The sequence below is a fragment of the Kluyvera georgiana ATCC 51603 genome (assembly GCF_001654985.1).
GTDB lineage: Bacteria > Pseudomonadota > Gammaproteobacteria > Enterobacterales > Enterobacteriaceae > Kluyvera > Kluyvera georgiana.
Genome location: NZ_LXEU01000076.1, coordinates 1 through 18,193, shown reverse-complemented (window position 1 = coordinate 18,193; position 18,193 = coordinate 1). Strand labels below are relative to the sequence as shown.

The following is an 18,193-nucleotide window of genomic DNA, read 5'->3' as shown; positions in this document are numbered from 1 at the left end:
CCGCGCTCGCTGCCGCCCGCGACGGTTTGCAGGTCGTGCTGGTGCAGGACCGTCCGGTGCTTGGCGGCAACGCCTCCAGCGAAGTGCGCCTGTGGGCCAACGGCGCAACGTCGCACATGGGTAACAATAACCGCTGGTCGCGCGAAGGCGGCATTATGGGCGAGATTCTCGAAGAGAACCTGTGGCGCAATAAAGAAGGCAACCCGATGATGTTCGACCTGCTGCTGCTGGATTTAGCACAGCGCGAAAAGAACCTCACTCTGCTGCTGAACACCGCCATTTACGCCGTTGAGCGCGAAGGCCAGCGCATTACCGAAGCTACGGGCTTTAACGCCGTCAATGAAACCTTCTATCACATTCAGGCCGCGCAGTTCTGCGACGCTACCGGCGACGGCGTGCTGGGCCATCTGGCGGGCGCAGAGTACCGCGTCGGCGCGGAAGACGCGGAAGAACTGGGCGAAAAAATGGCCCCCGGCGATAACTTCGGCCACAAGCTCGGCCACTCTATCTATTTCTATACCCGCAAAAGCAGCGGGCCGGTGAAGTTCGTGCCGCCCTCTTTCGCGTTGCAGGATATTGAAGCTATCCCGCGCTACAAGCGCCTGACTTCAACGCTCAACGGCTGCGATTTATGGTGGCTGGAATGGGGCGGACGTCTTGATACTATCCACGACAGCGAACAGATCAAATGGGAGCTGTGGAAGATTGTCTGGGGCGTGTGGAACTACATTAAAAACTCCGGTGAATTCCCGGAAGCCGAGAACCTGACCATCGAGTGGGTCGGTTCGATTCCCGGCAAACGCGAGAGCCGCCGCTTTATCGGCGACCATCTGCTGTGCCAGCAGGACATCATCGAGCAGCGCGACCACTACGATGCGGTGGGCTACGGCGGCTGGTCTATCGACCTGCACCCGGCGGACGGCGTCTACAGCCAGCACGACGGCTGTCGTCAGTTCCACAGCAAAGGCACCTACACGATTCCGTACCGCAGCCTCTACAGCCGTTCACTGGATAACCTGTTCCTGACCGGCCGCCTGATTTCCGCCTCTCACGTCGCCTTCGGCAGCGCCCGCGTAATGTGTACCTGCGGTCTGCTGGGTGAAGTGGTGGGCCGCGCGGCAGCGCTCTGTCAGCAGCATCAACTCAGCGCACCGCAGCTGGCGGAAGCCAAACACATCGACAAGCTACAGCAGCATCTCCAGCAAACCGGCTGCTACATTCCACGCCAGCATCTGCGCGACCCGGCGCGCGGCGCACGCGTGAGCGCCACCAGCGAACTGGCGCTGACCGCCCTTCCCGCCAGCGGCCGCTGGATGGCGCTGGAAGAACGCATGGCGCTGCTGCTGCCGGTCAAAGCCGGTGAATCGCTGCCGGCTCTGCGCTTTACCCTGCGCGCCGCCAGCGCACAGCCGGTGAACGTCAGCCTGTTGAGTAGCCAGAAGGCCGCCAACTATTGTGCCGATACCCTGCTCGACGAACGGACGTTAACGGTGCAGGAAGCCGGGGAATACCTCGTTGAGTTTGGCTGGCAGAGCGACGTTGACCGCTATCTGTTTATTGCCTTCGAGCGTAACAGCGAGGTGGAAATAGCGCTAAGCGACATTGCGCTGCCGGGTATCATGACGGTATTCAACAGCCAGAACGCCCGCGTGGCCAAGCACCCGCGTCAGGTGGTAGATGGGGATTACGGCGTCGAGGCGTTTGATTTCTGGGTGCCACGCCGTCGCCCGCACCAGATCATGCCCGCACTCCAGTTCACCACGCCGCTGCGTTGCTACAACGTGCAGAACCTGCTGAACGGCCGCCTGCGCCCGGAACAGCAGATTAACGGCTGGGCGCCCGCGCTGGACGACGGCGCGCCGCGCCTGACCTGGCAGTGGGACACGCCGCAGACCGTGCAGTCGCTGACGCTGATGCTGGATAATGACTTTGATAACGCGATGGAAACCGTGCAGATGGGCCACGCAGAGGCGGTCACGCCGCATTGCACCACCCACTATCGGCTGTGGGCGGATGAGACGCTGATTGCCGAAGTGAACGACAACCGTCACTCGGTGTGCCAGCACACGCTGGAGACGCCGCTGGCGGTGTGCCAGCACACGCTGGAGACGCCGCTGGCGGTGTCAAAAATCACCCTTGAGCTGGTGAAATCGGCCGGCGGCGTGCCCGCCGTCTATTCACTTAACATCCAATAACCCTGCCCCCAAACCGCACAAAACGGTCCCCTCTCCCGTTGGGAGAGGGTGAGGGAATGGTTTACTCGTCGTTCAACAGCTGGCTCACCAGCGCAATATGCGTTTTAATCCCGACCGCCAGCGCATCTTCATCAATGCGGAAATGCGGGTTGTGCACATTCCACGTCGCCCCTTTCTCTTTATTACCGCAGCCAATAAACAGGAACGTCCCCGGAATTTTCTCCTGATAGGAAGAGAAATCTTCGCTGCCGAACAGCGCTTTCTCCTCCAGCTTCAACGTGCCAGCCGGGAAATGACGGCCAATCGCCTCACGGGCAATCGCGTTGGTCACGTCGTGGTTATTGCCCACGGCATAGCCTTTCTGCCATTGGATATCGCAGCTCGCGCCGTGGGCGGCAGCAATACCGTTAACAATGCGCGACATCAGGGCCGGCACCGTTTCACGCACCTGCTGATTATGGGTACGCAGCGTGCCTGCCAGCCGCGCGCTGTCGGGAATGACGTTATAACTGTCACCGGCCTGGAAGGTGGCGATAGTGAGCACTGGTGCGGTGCCGGGATCGATATTGCGTGCCACGATCTGCTGCAATGCACCAACCATCTCGGCGCCAATGGTCACCGGATCGATACAGTGCTGCGGCATCGAACCATGACCGCCTTTGCCGCGAATGGTGATATCAAAATTGTCGCTGGACGCCACATAAGCGCCCTCTTTCAAGGCGATCACCCCCACCGGGCTGGTTGGGAAAACGTGCAGGCCAAAAACATGCTCTACATCGTCAACGACACCCAGTTCCACCAGCTCACGCGCACCGCCCGGCGGCACTTCTTCAGCAGGCTGGAAGATAAACTTAATGCTGCCGTGCAGCTGGTCGCGCAGCTGACACAGCACTTTGACCGCCCCCATCAGCATCGCCGCGTGCGCGTCGTGGCCGCAGGCGTGCATTACGCCAGGAACGGTTGAGCAGAAGCTCTCCCCGCTCTCTTCCTGCAGCGGCAGCGCGTCAATATCCGCACGCAGCGCCCACATCGGCCCCGGATGCGCGCCATGGAACACCGCAATCACGCTGTTTTCCAGCGGTCGGCTTATCTCCAGCCCGGCAAACGCTGACAGCTCGCGGGCGATGTAATCCGCCGTCGGCTTCTCCTGGAACGATAAATCCGGATGCGCGTGAATATGACGACGCCAGCGCAACGCCTCTTCGGCGGCGGCGCTAATCAACTGTTCAGTGGCGTGGTTCATCAGAGACTCCTTTTAATCGGTAACGGGCAGGCTGGCGACGGTACGGCGCTTCATCAGCGGCAGCACCGCCAGGGCGGAGCAAACCATCGCCAGTGAAAGAAATATAAACGCGCTGGCGTAACCGTGGGTGTTCTCCACCAGGTAGCCAATCACGATCGGTGAGACAAAGCCGCCCAAGGTACCGCCGGTGTTAATAAGGCCAATCGCTGAGCCCATCATATTTTCGGGCAGACGCTTCATCGGCAGCGTAAAGGCGGTCACAAAGGTCGCCATCAAGAACACCTCTCCGACGAACAGTAGCAGACTGGCGGTCAGCGGGGTGGCGGCGTGAAAAATGGCAAAAATGGCGATGGCGCTCAGCAAGGCGCTAATGGCAATCACCAGCGGTTCGCGGTTGAGGAAATATTTCCCGACCAGCCAGCCGGTACCCAGCGAGGAGATCCAGATACCCAGCCCTCCGGCGGCGACCACATAACCGGAGGCGGACAGCGACATCCCCATATGCTGTACGAAGAATTTGGGCAGCCATGCCATCAGGCCATAGCTCGGAATGTTGACGCAGAAAATAGACAGAAACAGCAGAATGACCGTCGGATTGCGCCACAGCGCGGCACCGGAAACAGACTTTTTCTGTACGTCGCGTGCCGTCCTCAGCTGGCGCGGTACGCGTAGAGCAATCAGCGCGGCAATGACGCACACAATCGCGCCCAGTACGGTAAATGAGGTGTGCCAGCCGAGCAGCGCCAGCGCATTCACCGCAATAATCGGCCCAATAGTCATCGCCAGCCCGGCGGAAGAGAGCAAAATCGATTGGGCGAAAGTGCGCTTTTCCACGCTGAAATTGCTGACGACCGCTTTTGCGCATGAACAGGGGTAGCCGGAATGTCCTACTCCCGCCAGGAAACGGAACAGCAGCAGCAGGCCGAAGCTGGCCCCCAGCGCGCCGAAGCAGAGGGCGAAAATACCCAGTGCCGCCAGCGACAGCACCAACATCGTTTTATAGCCAATACGGTCGTTCAGCCAGCCTGCGGGGACCTGAAACAGCGAATAGGCGAGGAAGAAAATCCCCGTAATGTAGCCCAACTGTTCCGCGTTCAGACCGAACTCTTTTTCAATCGGCAGCAGCGCAAATCCGGTGACGGTTTTGTCGATGTAGACAAATACGTAGCCAATAAACAGCAAAAAGATCATTTGAGACTGACTTTTCATTATTTTTTCCGCCTGGTGTCTCATGGGATAGGTGTTGTGTGAGGACGATTGCCCCTACGTATCCTGTCGCTTTACCCACAGGGCGGGAAGATGTAATTTTTCTATAGGTGATGCTTTTTTCTGATAGGGGTAAGCGGTGAAATATTTACCTAAGGTGAGCCATTTACAGGCGCTAAAGCAGGTGGCGCGTAGCGGCAGCATTCGTGCGGCGGCGCGCGAGCTGGGGCAGTCTCAGCCCGCCCTTAGCCGTACGTTACGTGAGCTGGAGCAAACCCTGGGCACGCAACTTTTATTACGCAGCAAGGAAGGCATCACCCTGACCGAAGCGGGCTGCGCCTTTTCGCAGCGCGCTGAGTGGGTGCTGGAAGAACTGCGCCGCGCCGCCGACGAGGTCGAGCAGATTAACCACGCTACCCACGGTCGGCTGACCATTGGCTACTCGTCGCTGATTGCGTTGACGGTTTTTCCGGCAGTCGCCGACGCCTTTAAGCAGGCGCTGCCGCAGGTGGCGCTCACGCTCAAAGAAGGGCAACTCTCATCGCTGCTGCCCGGCGTGCGTAACGGCGAGATCGATCTGGCCGTCGGCTCAGTCGACCCGATGAGCCCACCAGAGGGGGTAATGATTGAGCCGCTGTTTACCGCGCCGTTCTGTGTGGTGGCGCGATGCGGTCATCCGCTGGCCAACGAGAGTGATTTAATGGCCCTACGCCGGGCAAAGTGGCTGTTGCCGGAATCGCCCATGGGCTACTACCAGCAGTTGCAGAACGAGCTGACGCCGTTCTACCGCCAACTGGCGATTGCGCCACTGCGTACTGATTCGGTGATCACCGGGCTGAATATGGTGCTGGAATCGGACTACCTGACCATCGTCGCCCGCGCCATGAGCCAGCCGCTACAGCTGGAAGGCAAAATCGTCACCCTGCCCGTTTCGACCCTACCTGCCGCACAGTATTGTGCCGTCTGGTCGCAGAAATCGGCGCTGACGGCCAACGCCCAGCAGTTTTTGTCACGGCTGCGCCAGGCGTGTCAGGGGTATAGCTGGTAGGCCTGATAAGCGAAGCGCCATCAGGCAATTCGGCGCCATTGCCGGATGGCGGCGTGGCCTTATCCGGCCCACACCGGCCATCCCACCGTTATATGGCGACTAACTGCCGCACGCCCTGCGCTTCCATCTCTTCACCCCGCCCACGTTGAATAATCGTACCGCGCGACATCACCAGATACTGATCCGCCAGTTCAGCGGCAAAATCATAAAACTGTTCCACCAGCAGGATCGCCATGTCACCGCGATTGGCCAGGCTGCGGATTACCGCGCCGATCTCTTTGATCACCGACGGTTGGATCCCCTCGGTAGGTTCATCAAGGATCAGCAATTGGGGCTTACACGCCAGCGCCCGACCGATGGCCAACTGCTGCTGTTGGCCGCCGGAGAGATCGCCGCCGCGTCGCTGCTTCATTTCGCGCAGCACCGGAAACAGCGCGTAGATCTCTTCCGGTACGCTTTTGGCCTGCGATCCAGAAAAACGCGACAGCCCCATCAGCAGGTTCTCTTCAACCGTCAGACGCGGGAAAATCTCGCGCCCCTGCGGCACGTAGGCAATGCCCTGCTGCACCCGCTGATGCGGTTTACTGGCGTTAATCAGCTTACCCTGCCAGTGGATGGTGCCGGACTTTGCCGGAATCAGCCCCATCAGGCACTTCAGCAGCGTGGTCTTGCCCACGCCGTTGCGCCCCAGCAGACAGGTGATTTCGCCGGGCGTGGTGTCGAAAGAGAGGCCGCGCAAGATGTGGCTGCCGCCGTAATACTGATTTAAATCATTAACCTGTAACATATCAGCGCCCCAGATAAACGTCGATAACCTGCTCGTTGGCCTGCACTTCACGCAGCGAGCCTTCCGCTAGCACCTGCCCCTGATGCAGGACGGTGACGTGGTCGGCAATGGTTTCCACAAAACCCATGTCGTGTTCCACCACCATCAACGAGTGCTTACCGGCAAGCGTGCGAAATAGCTCGGCGATATAATCGGTTTCCGCATCGGTCAGCCCGGCAGCAGGTTCGTCCAGCAGCAGCAGATGCGGCTCCTGCACCAGCAGCATGCCGATTTCTAAAAACTGCTTTTGCCCATGAGAAAGCAGCCCGGACGGGCGATGGCGATGCGCGGTCAGCCGTAGCAGCTCCAGCACCTCGTCAATGCGATCCCGCTGGACACCGGTAAGTTTGGCCCGCAGGCAGGTCCACACTGATTTGTCCATCTTCAGGGCGATTTCGAGGTTTTCCGTCACGCTCAGCGCTTCAAACACCGTCGGCTTCTGGAATTTACGCCCAATCCCGGCGCGGGCAATCTCCACCGACGACAGCCCCATCAGGTCGATATTCTGGTCGTAGGTCACCGTGCCGCTGTCGGGCCGCGTTTTACCGGTAATCACGTCCATCAGCGTGGTTTTCCCCGCGCCGTTAGGGCCAATCACGCAGCGCAGCTCGCCGACCCCAATCTTCAGCGACAGGTTGGTCAGCGCGCGAAAAGCATCAAAAGTGACATTGATGTTGTTCAGCTCCAGCACCGGATCGGTGGTATCGCGATAGCGATCCTGAAGATGCGGTTGGGTAAACAGTGAATCAGTCATGCTTCCTCCGTTTAAGCAGGCCAATCACGCCGCGCGGCAGGAACAGCGTGACGAGGATAAACATCAGGCCGAGGAAAAAGAGCCAGAAGTCCGGGAAGGCGACGGTGAAGTAGCTTTTTGCGCCGTTGACGATCCCCGCGCCGAGAATCGGGCCAATCAGCGTGCCGCGCCCACCGAGCGCCACCCAGATGGCGGCTTCAATCGAGTTGGTCGGCGACATTTCGCTAGGGTTGATAATCCCCACCTGCGGCACGTACAGCGCCCCCGCCAGCCCGCACAGCACGGCGGAGAGCGTCCAGATGAACAGCTTGAAACCTTTCGGGTCATAGCCGCAGAACATCAGGCGATTTTCCGCATCGCGCACGGCGGTGAGCACGCGGCCAAACTTGCTGCGGGTGAGCAACAGGCCGATGGCCAGCGAACCGGCCAGCAGCAGAACCGTAGCGACAAACAGCGCCACCCGCGTGCCGGTGGCGGAGACCGGGAAGCCCAGAAGCGTGGTAAAACCGGTAAAACCGTTATTGCCGCCAAACCCGGTTTCATTGCGGAAAAACAGCAGCATTCCGGCGTAGGTCAGCGCCTGCGTCATGATGGAGAAGTAGACATCTTTAATTCGCGAGCGAAAAGCAAAGTAGCCAAACACCAGCGCCAGCAGACCCGGCACGAGAATAATCAGGCACAGCGCCCACGCAAAATGCTGGGTGCCCGCCCAGAACCAGGGCAGCTCGCTCCACGACAGAAAAGACATAAAGGCCGGTAGGCCATCGCCCGCCGCCTGACGCATCAGGTACATGCCCATCGCATAGCCGCCCAGCGCGAAAAACAGACCATGGCCCAACGACAGCAATCCGGCGTAGCCCCATACCAGATCCAGCGCCACCGCCACCACCGCGTAGCATAGGATCTTGCCAATGAGCGTCAGCGTGTAGGTTGAGATAGACAGCGGATGTGTCGCAGGCAACAGCGCGAAGAAAGGCAGCACCAGCAGCGCCACCAGTACCAGCGCCGCCAGCGAGCCGGTAAGACGCGGCGCGCGGCGGGCGATCGTTAACGTAATAGGTTGGCTCATCAGTCAATTACCCGCCCTTTGAATGCGAACAATCCTTGCGGCCGTTTCTGAATAAACAGCACGATCAAGACCAGAATGACTATTTTGCCCAGCACCGCGCCAATCTGCGGCTCCAGCACTTTGTTAAGCACGCCAAGCCCCAGCGCCGCGGCCACGGTGCCCGCCAGCTGTCCCACGCCGCCGGTGACCACCACCAGGAAAGAGTCGATGATGTACCCCTGCCCCAGCTCCGGGCCGACGTTGCCCAGCTGCGACAGTGCCACCCCGCCCAGCCCGGCGATGCCGGACCCCAAACCGAATGCCAGCATATCGACGCGCCCGGTCGGCACGCCGCAACAGTCGGCCATGCGGCGATTTTGCGTGACCGCGCGTACGTTCATCCCCAGGCGGGTTTTATTGAGCAGCAGCCAGGTCAGCGCCAGCACGCCAGCCACAAACAGAATCACCGCAATACGGTTGTACGGCAGTACCAGGTTCGGCAACGCGTTCCAGCCGCCCGACAGCCAGGCCGGGTTCGCCACTTCCAGGTTCTGGGTGCCAAACAGCACGCGCACCAGTTGGATCAGCATCAGGCTGATGCCCCAGGTTGCCAGCAGCGTCTCCAGAGGACGCCCGTAAAGGTGACGAATAATGGTGCGCTCCAGCGCCATCCCCACCGCCGCGGTGATAAAAAACGCGACCGGCAGCGCCACCAGCGGGTAAAGCGCCAGCCACTCCGGGGCCAGGCGCTGGAAGGCGTCCTGCACCAGCCAGGTGGAATACGCGCCCAGCATCAGCATTTCGCCGTGAGCCATATTGATGACGCCCAGCAGGCCGTAGGTGATCGCCAGTCCCAGCGCGGCGAGCAGCAGGATTGAGCCCAGCGAAATGCCGCTAAACGCCTGACCCAGCCAGTCTCCCCACTTCAGGCGCTGCTGCACCTGCTTGAGGCTGTCCGCCGCCGCCGCACGCACCCTGGCATCCGGTTCGTTTTGCGCCTGCGTCAAACGGCTAAGGCTAGCCTGCACCTGTGGATCGCTGGCCTCGCCCAGCAGTTTCACCGCCTGCAGACGCTGCTCGGCGCGGCTATCAGAGAGCTGGAGGTTGGCGACGGCAATGGCCAGCGCGGTATGGACGCGGTCGTCCTGTTCGGCCGTCAGACGCTGAGTCAGCATCGGCAGCTGATCCTGCTGGGCGCTATTTTGCAGCGTCAGCGCCGCGTTCAGACGCACCTTATCGTCCTCGCTCACCAGCTGATGTGATGCCAGTGCGCTGGCCACCAGCCCACGAATGCGGTTGTTCATAAACACTTTTTTGGTATTGCCCGTCGGTGCGGCCTCACCTTCGAGCGGCACCAGTTTGCCGCTCTGTTCATTGAACAAATGGCCCTGGGCGTCACTGACCACCGACTCATGTCTGAGCGCTTCCAGCAGCGGCAGACGCGAAGGCTGCGGATCGGCGGCCCAGCGCTGGAGCAGCAGCGCCTGCTCGCTGCGGCTGGCCTGCCCGTAATCGGCCACAGCGCTGGCCCGCACGGGAGCACTCATCGTCAGGCAACTGAATAAGAGAAAAGCGAAAGCCGGAAATAGTGCTGCCAGCGTTTTTCTCACTATTAATTTCATCGTTGAATTCCTGTTGGTATACAAGATGGAATTCATTTAGCAAGGCTTATGCCAAATACATAAGCATTTGTTTTAAAATAAATAAAAATAAATTTAAGTGATTTCCAAACAATTAACCCGCACCGAAAAAGCACATTCACGCACGGTAATAGCGCAGATAATTATAAGAAGATGAAATACCCAATTCGCTTCATCAAAATAATTACTGATAAATAATAACTTATTTTTTTAAAGGTTATTTCTCCGCTCAGCCCCCCCCAGAATCCCGTCCTTCGCTCTCAAACACATAAAAATAATTTAACAAAACTTGATACAAATATTGATAATGAGAAACATTATCTGCAAAATTCTCATTATCACGCCAACCCCCTTCTCGCATCGGGCGCAGGCCTTACTTCAGGCGTGATGAATCTCATCTCAGGAGATCGCCGTCGGGACTTGCGGCGCAAGCGATATCCGGGAAAACCGCAGCGCTGTGCTGCTTATTTAACTCACTGAACGCATGTTTGGGCCGACCGTTATCGGCCCGTGCGCAGGAATGATGATGATGACCAAAAAGCATACTCTCTGGGCGCTTAACCCCTTACTTCTCGCCATGATGGCACCCGCCGTAGCGCAAACGACCGATGACGAAAACATGGTGATCTCCGCCAACCGTAGCAACCGTACGGTGGCGGAGATGGCGCAGACCACCTGGGTTATCGAAAACGCCGAGCTGGAGCAGCAAATTCAGGGCGGCAAAGAACTCAAAGACGCGCTGGCCCAGCTGATTCCCGGCCTTGATGTCAGCAGCCAGAGCCGCACCAACTACGGTATGAACGTGCGCGGTCGTCCGCTGGTGGTGTTGATTGACGGCGTACGCCTGAACTCGTCGCGCACCGACTCCCGCCAGCTTGATTCCATCGACCCGTTTAACATTGAACATATTGAGGTGATCTCCGGCGCGACGTCGCTGTACGGCGGCGGCAGTACCGGCGGTCTTATCAATATCGTGACCAAAAAAGGCCAGCCGGAAACCCAGGTGGAGTTTGAAGCGGGGACCAAAAGCGGCTTTAACAGCAGCAAAGATCACGATGAACGTATCGCCAGCGCCGTCTCCGGCGGCAACGATCATATCGCCGGGCGTCTGTCGGTGGCCTATCAGAAATTCGGCGGCTGGTATGATGGCAACGGCGATGCCACCCTGCTGGATAATACGCAGACCGGCCTGCAGTACTCCGACCGTCTGGATGTGATGGGTACCGGGACGCTGAATATTGATGAAACCCAGCAGCTGCAGCTGGTGACGCAATACTATAAGAGCCAGGGCGACGATGACTACGGACTGAACCTGGGGAAAGATTTCTCGGCCATTTCCGGGAGCAGCAAACCGTACGTCAGCAGCGGGCTGAACTCCGACCGTATTCCAGGCACCGAGCGTCATCTGATTAGCCTGCAATACTCCAACAGCGACTTCCTCGGGCAGGAGCTGGTTGGCCAGGTTTACTATCGCGATGAGTCTCTGCTGTTTTACCCCTTCCCAAGCGTGAACAAGCAGCACAAAGTGACCGCCTTATCCTCCTCACAGCAGGACACGAACCAGTATGGCGCTAAGTTAACGCTGAACAGTTCGCCGCTGGACGGCTGGCAGTTAACCTACGGCCTCGACGCCGATCACGAACGCTTTACCTCCAACCAGATGTTCTTCGACCTGCCTAAAGCCAGCGCGTCTGGTGGGATGAATAACCAGCGAATTTACACCACGGGTCGCTATCCGGATTACGACATCAGCAATCTGGCCGCCTTCCTGCAATCCAGCTACGACATCAACGACATCTTCACCCTGAGCGGCGGCGTGCGCTATCAGTATACCGAGAACAAAGTTGATGATTTTGTTGGCTATGCGGTGCAGCAGCAGATCGCCGCCGGGACGGTGAAATCCGCGGACGCCATCCCTGGAGGCTCCACCGACTACGACAACTTCCTGTTTAACGCTGGGCTACTCATGCACCTCACCGAGCGTCAGCAGACGTGGTTTAACTTCTCTCAGGGCGTGGAACTGCCCGATCCGGGGAAATACTACGGTCGCGGTAATTATGCGACAGCCGTCAACGGCCATCGCGCGTTGACCAACAGCGTTAGCGTCGACGGCAGCAAACTGGAAGGGATCAAGGTCAACTCCTATGAGCTTGGCTGGCGTTACACCGGCGACAATCTGCGGACGCAGATTGCGGCCTATTATTCCCTGTCCGATAAGAACGTCGTGGTTAATGACGATTTGACGATTAGCGTGGTGGACGACAAGCGCCGCATTTATGGCGTAGAAGGCGCGGTGGACTACTTTATTCCGGATACCGACTGGAGCGCCGGGGGGAACTTCAACGTGCTGAAAACCGAGTCGAAGGTGGACGGTAAATGGGAGAAGTACGACGTGAAGGTCGCCAGCCCGTCGAAAGCCACCGCCTATATTGGCTGGGCGCCGGAGCCATGGAGCCTGCGCGTACAGAGCACGACATCATTTAAACTGCGCGACGAAGCCGGAAATCAGATTGATGGCTACACCACCCTCGACCTGCTCGGCAGCTATGCGTTACCGGTGGGCAAGCTGAGCTTCAGCATTGAAAACCTCTTCGACCGCGACTACACCACGGTATGGGGGCAGCGCGCGCCAATGTACTACAGCCCTGGCTACGGCCCGGCGTCACTGTATGGCTACAAAGGCCGTGGGCGGACGTTTGGGTTGAACTATTCGGTGCTGTTCTGATAGTAAGATCCTTGGGGGAAGGCGTTGGCAGGAAAGAGCTGAAAATATCTTTGATTACCGCGCATTAACCCTCACCCCATCCCTCTCCCTTAAAAAGGGAGAGGGGGCAAATTGTGCTAATACGCAAGAACACGCACCGTAAGGAAAAGTATTGCCGAGCGGTTCCCTCTCCCCCTTGGGGAGAGGGCTAGGGTGAGGGGGAGGCACTCTGCCCCCCCTTAACCCGCTAGCGAACCTTACTTCCCGCCCGTTTTCACCGGCGTATCCGGCTTCTTATCATTCCCCGGAATGTACGGGCTCCACGGCTGGGCGCGCACCGGCTTGTCGGTGTTCCACACCACGTTAAACTGACCGTTCTCTTCAATTTCCCCAATCATCACCGGTTTGTGCAGGTGGTGGTTGGTCGCATCCATGGTCAGCGTAAAGCCGTCTGGCGCGTTGAAGGTTTGCCCCGCCATCGCGGCGCGCACTTTATCCACGTCGGTGGTCCCCGCCTTCTCGACCGCCTGCGCCCACATATGGATGCCCACGTAGGTGGCTTCCATTGGGTCGTTGGTCACCACGCTATCGGCGTTCGGCAGCTTGTGCGCTTTAGCGTAAGCGCGATAGTCAGCCACAAACTTCTCGTTCACCGGGTTGCTAACGGACTCAAAGTAGTTCCACGCCGCCAGATGTCCTACCAGCGGTTTAGTATCAATGCCGCGTAGCTCTTCTTCGCCCACCGAGAACGCCACCACCGGTACGTCAGTGGCTTTGATACCCTGGTTCGCCAGCTCTTTGTAGAACGGTACGTTGGAGTCGCCGTTGATGGTGGAGATGACCGCCGTTTTGCCGCCAGCGGAGAATTTCTTGATGTTGGCGACGATGGTCTGATAGTCGCTATAGCCAAACGGGGTGTAAACCTCTTCAATGTCTTTATCCTGAACGCCTTTGGAATGCAGGAAGGCGCGCAGGATCTTATTGGTAGTGCGTGGATAAACATAGTCGGTGCCGAGCAGGAAGAAGCGCTTCGCGCTGCCGCCGTCTTCACTCATCATGTATTCCACCGCCGGAATCGCCTGCTGGTTTGGCGCCGCGCCGGTATAGAACACGTTCGGCGACATCTCTTCACCTTCGTACTGTACCGGGTAGAACAGCAGGCCGTTCAGCTCTTCAAACACCGGCAGTACCGATTTACGCGATACCGACGTCCAGCAGCCGAATACCACTGCGGCCTTGTCCTGGCTTATAAGCTGGCGCGCCTTTTCGGCGAACAGCGGCCAGTTAGAGGCCGGATCAACCACCACCGGTTCCAGCTTTTTGCCCAGCACGCCGCCTTTGGCGTTGATTTCATCAATGGTCATCAGCGCTACGTCTTTTAGCGGCGTTTCCGAAATCGCCATGGTGCCCGACAGGGAGTGCATGATCCCCACTTTAATGGTGTCTGCTGCGTATGCCTGCAAAGAGAAGCCCATGCTCAAAAAGGTGGCTGACAGGGCAAATGCTTTCAATAAAGAACGTCTTTTCATGACCAAAACCCCTAAATGATATTGAGTGATAAATGTTGCCCGTCACTACGGTGAAACGGGTTGTAAACGTGCCTGCTGCAGCCGGTGTAAGGTTATTTTTCGGACCTCGGCTTTACTCTGGGAAATGTGCGCAGTGAGGATCCGCTGCGCCTCTTCCGTCTGTTGCTGCGAAATCGCCTGAAGCACCAGCGCATGTTCGCTGTAGGTCGCGTCCACCCGATCCTCGCGGGTAAAATCGAGGTGGCGGATGATGCGCATTTTCTCGGTCAACTCAACGTGGACGCGGGCCATCTCGCTGTTGCCGGTGGCGCGTACCAGCGCGGTGTGGAAGGCTTCATCCTGCCGTGACAGCGCCTTACCCGGCGCCATACGCGGCGCTTCGCACCAGAAAGCCAGCAGCGGCACCAGGTGCTCGTGGCGAGCCTCGGCAGGAAGAGCGCACAGGCGCTTCACCGCCTCCATTTCCAGCACGATGCGAAAGTCGTACAGCCCTTCGAAGTAGGTGAAATCGAACGGTTTCACCTGCCAGCCGCTGCGCGAGTACACCTGCACATAGCCTTCGTGCTCCAGCCAGAACAATGCCTGACGTACCGGCGTGCGGCTGGCCGCCATTCGCTCGGAAATTTCGTTTTCACTAAAGTGCTCGCCGGGCATCAGACGGAAATCAAAAATATCGTTTTTCAGCGCCAGGTAGATGCGCTCCGCGAGCCCGGCCTGGCGTTTTTTGCCGTTGCTTTCCGTCATGCGGCGTTCCTCTCTTCCAGCCACAGCAGCACGTCGCCGGGGCTGACCGGACGGCCTGGCTGGCAGCCGATGCGTTTCACCACCCCCGCCTGCGGCGCGTGAATGGCCAGCTCCATCTTCATGGCTTCGACGATGATTAAGGTCTGCCCCGCGTCGACCGTATCGCCCGGGTTAACCAGCACTTTCCAGATATTGCCGTTCATGTCGGCGGTGACGGGCAGCGCCTCCTCGTCAACCGCGACCTCAGCCACCGGCATCTGGCTTTCGCTTACGGGCTGCTGTTCATCGCGCTGCCAGCGCTCAACCTCGGCGTCAAATGCCGTCGACTGGTGCTGACGGAAGCGGGCAATGTCATCGGCATGTTCTTCGAGGAAGCGCAGATGCGCCGGGAAGTCGAAGACCGTCTCTTCAATGCGAATCGCCGCGCGGCCTTCGCGGAAATCTTCGCGCAACCCGTCCAGCTCGTTCTCGCTGACCGGATAGAAGCGCACCTGATCGAAGAAGCGCAGCAGCCAGGGTTCGCCCGCGCTGAACTGTTCGTTTTTCAGGAATTTGTTCCAGATAGGCAGCGTACGCCCCACCAGCTGGTAGCCGCCGGGGGAGTCCATGCCGTAGATGCACATGTACATCCCGCCGATCCCTACGGTGCCTTCGGCGGTGAAAGTGCGCGCCGGGTTGTACTTGGAGCTGAGCAGGCGGTGGCGCGGATCCACCGGCACCGCGCATGGCGCACCGAGGTAAACATCGCCCAGCCCGAGGATCAGATAGCTGGCGTCGAAAATCGTCTCTTTTACCGTTTCCCGGCTCGGCAAACCATTGATACGTTGGATAAAATCAACGTTGTTCGGCAGCCACGGCGCGCGGGCACATACGGTATCGGCATAGCGGCTGACGGCATCAAGCGTGGCGCTGTCTTCAAAGGCCATCGGCAGGTGCACAATGCGCGATGGCACCGTCATCTGGCTGACATCGCCAATGCGCGTTTCCAGCTCCAGCAACAGCGTTACCAACGCCTGCTGACCAATCTCGCGGCTGTCGTAGCGCACCTGCAGCGAGCGCACGCCGGGTGACAGCTCTTTAATACCGGGGTGAGCCCGTTCACGCAGATGGGCCATCAGCACGTGAACGCGCAGGCGTAGCGCCAGATCCAGCACATTTTCGCCGTACTCAATCAGGATGTAATTGTCCCCCGCCTGCCGGTAGACGATGGCGGGCGTAGTGAAGGTGGCAGGCAGTGACACCAGGCTTGCGGCGGACACGCCGTCGCGGTCGGCCAGCGACGGCATGGCAAACGTTGGCAGCACGCTGGTTTGCAGCGTCTCAATGCTGCGATCCATTGCCTTCTCGCGCGCCACCGCGTCTTCCACGCTCATCGGGTAAAAGCGAATACGATCGCCCGGCTTCACCTGCCCCACTTTCCACAATTCGGCTTTGGCGATCGTCACCGGGCAGACAAATCCGCCGAGGCTGGGGCCGTCGCGGGTGAGGATCACCGGGAAGTCCCCGGTGAAGTTAATTGCGCCAATGGCATATTCACAGTCATGGACGTTGGACGGATGCAGCCCTGCTTCACCGCCGTTTGGCCGGGTCCAGCTTGGTTTCGGCCCTACCAGCCGCACGCCGAGGCGGTTAGAGTTGTAGTGCACCTGCCAATCGCTGGCAAAGAACTCGTCGATGGATTCCTGGGTGAAGAAATCCGGCGCGCCGTGCGGCCCGTAAAGCACGCCGATGCGCCAGACTTCGCCGTAGGCAGGAATCAGCGCAGGCGACAACGCTTTGGCTTCGCTAATGGGTGCAGGCGTGGTGCAGGCGGCTAATTCCGGACGTGAGATCGGCAGCTGATCGGCGACCTTGAGCGTCCGCCCGGCGTGGCCGCCGAACTGGCCCAGCGCGAAGGTGGAACGGCTGCCGAGATATTCCGGCACGTCGAGGCCGTTACGTACCGCCAGATAGGCGCGGCATCCGTTCTGCGCACGGCCCAGCGCCAGCGTTTGTCCGGCCTTGACCGCCACCGGTTGCCACAGCGCGACCGCTTCGCCATCGAGCTGCGCCTGGCAGTCGGCCCCGGTCAGCGCAATCAGCGCATCGCAGTGAAATTGCAACACCGGCCCTTGCAGGGTGAATTCCAGCCCCGCCGCCGATTCGTGGTTGCCGACAATGCGGTTAGCAAGGCGGAAAGCAAAATCGTCCATCGGCCCTGACGGCGGTACGCCAATATCCCAGTAGCCCTGGCGGCCAGGATAATCCTGCACGCTGCTCCAGGTGCCGGGCTGCAGCACCTCAATCACCGATGAGCGCGCCACCACGCTATCCAGCATCCGCGTCCACGCGGTGCCGCTGATAAAGGCCTCGCTGGCGGTAATCTGACGCAGGTAGTCAAGGTTGGTGACGATGCCGTGCAGACGCGTGGCGTTCAGCGCGGCATGCAGTTTGCTCAGCGCGGCTTCGCGGGTGTCGGCGTGGACGATAAGTTTCGCGATCATCGGGTCATAAAATGCCGACACTTCACTGCCGGTGGCCACGCCGGTATCAATACGCACGTCGTCCGGGAACACCACTTCCGTCAGCACGCCGGGGCTTGGCTGGAAGTTTTTCAGCGGGTTTTCAGCATAGATACGCACTTCAATAGACGCCCCCTGTGGCGCTTTCGCCAGACGCGCCCAGTCGAGCGCTTCCCCCGCCGCCACGCGCAGCATGCACTCCACCAGATCCAGCCCGGTCACACATTCGGTCACCGGATGTTCGACCTGCAAACGGGTATTCACTTCGAGAAAGTAGAAGGCGTCTTGCCCGGCATCGTAGATAAACTCCACCGTCCCGGCGCTACGATAGTTCACCAGCTTGCCGAGCTTTACGGCGGCATCGAGCAGCGCCGCACGGGTGGCGGCAGGCAGATTCGGCGCGGGCGTCTCTTCAACAACCTTCTGGTTGCGCCGCTGCAACGAACAGTCGCGCTCGCCAAGCGCCACCACGTTGCCGTTACCGTCACCAAAAATCTGCACCTCGATATGACGCGCACGGTCAATGCAGCGTTCAACAAACACGCCCGCGTCGCTGAAGAACTGTTCGCCCAGACGGCGCACGCTCTCCCAGCCCTGCGCCAGCGCCTCGGCGTCGGCGCAGCGCGTCAGGCCAATACCGCCGCCGCCCGCGGTACTTTTTAGCATCACCGGATAGCCTACCCGCTGCGCCGCAGCCAGCGCTTCATCGAGCGAGTTCAGCAGCCCGGTGCCCGGCGTCATCGGTACACCGGCTT

General features: G+C 59.3%; 12 protein-coding genes. 3 read left to right on the top strand and 9 right to left on the bottom strand.

Going from position 1 to position 18,193, the window contains the following annotated elements:
* The coding region (locus M989_RS18615) for an FAD-dependent oxidoreductase (protein ID WP_245191273.1) at window positions 1-2,195 on the top strand (2,195 nt) is incomplete at its 5' end.
* Between the two features lie 61 nt (window positions 2,196-2,256).
* Here the strand turns inward: M989_RS18615 and M989_RS18610 are convergent.
* Both M989_RS18610 and M989_RS18605 read right to left on the bottom strand, forming a co-directional pair.
* Window positions 2,257-3,438 (bottom strand): amidohydrolase, encoded by a 1,182-nt coding sequence (locus M989_RS18610; protein WP_064547726.1) that lies wholly within the window; start codon window positions 3,436-3,438, stop codon window positions 2,257-2,259.
* 12 nt (window positions 3,439-3,450) lie between these two features.
* Complete coding sequence (locus M989_RS18605) at window positions 3,451-4,647, bottom strand: MFS transporter (protein WP_064547724.1); 1,197 nt, start codon at window positions 4,645-4,647, stop codon at window positions 3,451-3,453.
* 136 nt (window positions 4,648-4,783) lie between these two features.
* Here M989_RS18605 and M989_RS18600 point away from each other — a divergent pair, with 136 nt between their 5' ends.
* On the top strand, window positions 4,784-5,692 hold the full coding sequence (locus M989_RS18600; protein ID WP_064547721.1) for a LysR substrate-binding domain-containing protein: 909 nt from the start codon (window positions 4,784-4,786) through the stop codon (window positions 5,690-5,692).
* A gap of 88 nt (window positions 5,693-5,780) precedes the next feature.
* Here M989_RS18600 and urtE read toward each other — a convergent pair whose 3' ends face one another.
* Genes urtE through urtB form a run of 4 tightly spaced genes read right to left on the bottom strand, consistent with a single transcriptional unit; the run spans window position 5,781 to window position 9,942 of the window.
* A complete protein-coding gene (urtE, locus tag M989_RS18595) occupies window positions 5,781-6,479 on the bottom strand; it encodes an urea ABC transporter ATP-binding subunit UrtE (RefSeq protein ID WP_064547719.1) in 699 nt (232 codons plus the stop codon).
* 1 nt (window position 6,480) lies between these two features.
* Window positions 6,481-7,272 carry an urea ABC transporter ATP-binding protein UrtD gene (gene urtD / locus M989_RS18590; protein ID WP_064547717.1) on the bottom strand — a complete coding sequence of 264 codons (792 nt, stop codon included), beginning with the start codon at window positions 7,270-7,272 and terminating at the stop codon, window positions 6,481-6,483.
* Complete coding sequence (urtC, locus tag M989_RS18585) at window positions 7,265-8,341, bottom strand: urea ABC transporter permease subunit UrtC (protein ID WP_064547715.1); 1,077 nt, start codon at window positions 8,339-8,341, stop codon at window positions 7,265-7,267. Before urtC ends, urtD begins: the two co-directional genes overlap by 8 nt.
* Entirely contained in the window at window positions 8,341-9,942 is a 1,602-nt protein-coding gene (gene urtB, locus M989_RS18580) for an urea ABC transporter permease subunit UrtB (protein ID WP_083965177.1), read from the bottom strand. Before urtB ends, urtC begins: the two co-directional genes overlap by 1 nt.
* A gap of 541 nt (window positions 9,943-10,483) precedes the next feature.
* On the opposite strand from urtB, the gene iutA reads away from it, so the two are divergent.
* The gene (iutA, locus tag M989_RS18575; RefSeq protein WP_064547713.1) at window positions 10,484-12,685 is read left to right on the top strand and encodes a ferric aerobactin receptor IutA; all 2,202 of its coding nucleotides are present in this window, start codon (window positions 10,484-10,486) and stop codon (window positions 12,683-12,685) included.
* Window positions 12,686-12,921: 236 nt separating this feature from the next.
* On the opposite strand, the gene urtA is transcribed toward iutA, so the two are convergent.
* The 3 genes from urtA to uca all read right to left on the bottom strand — a co-directional run.
* Window positions 12,922-14,193, bottom strand: coding sequence for an urea ABC transporter substrate-binding protein (gene urtA, locus M989_RS18570; RefSeq protein ID WP_064547711.1), 1,272 nt, complete (start codon window positions 14,191-14,193; stop codon window positions 12,922-12,924).
* Window positions 14,194-14,238: 45 nt separating this feature from the next.
* Window positions 14,239-14,937, bottom strand: coding sequence for a GntR family transcriptional regulator (locus tag M989_RS18565; RefSeq protein ID WP_064547708.1), 699 nt, complete (start codon window positions 14,935-14,937; stop codon window positions 14,239-14,241).
* Window positions 14,934-18,193: urea carboxylase (gene uca, locus M989_RS18560; protein WP_064547706.1), on the bottom strand; the 3,260-nt coding region annotated here is incomplete at its 5' end. The genes M989_RS18565 and uca, both read right to left, overlap by 4 nt.

Excerpts from the sequence above, each read along its gene's own strand:
- urtE (WP_064547719.1), bottom strand. The coding sequence starts at position 6,479 with ATGTTACAGGTTAATGATTTAAATCAGTATTACGGCGGCAGCCACATC.
- iutA (WP_064547713.1), top strand. The coding sequence starts at position 10,484 with ATGATGATGACCAAAAAGCATACTCTCTGGGCGCTTAACCCCTTACTT.
- M989_RS18610 (WP_064547726.1), bottom strand. The coding sequence starts at position 3,438 with ATGAACCACGCCACTGAACAGTTGATTAGCGCCGCCGCCGAAGAGGCG.
- M989_RS18605 (WP_064547724.1), bottom strand. The coding sequence starts at position 4,647 with ATGAAAAGTCAGTCTCAAATGATCTTTTTGCTGTTTATTGGCTACGTA.
- urtB (WP_083965177.1), bottom strand. The coding sequence starts at position 9,942 with ATGAAATTAATAGTGAGAAAAACGCTGGCAGCACTATTTCCGGCTTTC.
- urtD (WP_064547717.1), bottom strand. The coding sequence starts at position 7,272 with ATGACTGATTCACTGTTTACCCAACCGCATCTTCAGGATCGCTATCGC.
- urtA (WP_064547711.1), bottom strand. The coding sequence starts at position 14,193 with ATGAAAAGACGTTCTTTATTGAAAGCATTTGCCCTGTCAGCCACCTTT.
- M989_RS18565 (WP_064547708.1), bottom strand. The coding sequence starts at position 14,937 with ATGACGGAAAGCAACGGCAAAAAACGCCAGGCCGGGCTCGCGGAGCGC.
- urtC (WP_064547715.1), bottom strand. The coding sequence starts at position 8,341 with ATGAGCCAACCTATTACGTTAACGATCGCCCGCCGCGCGCCGCGTCTT.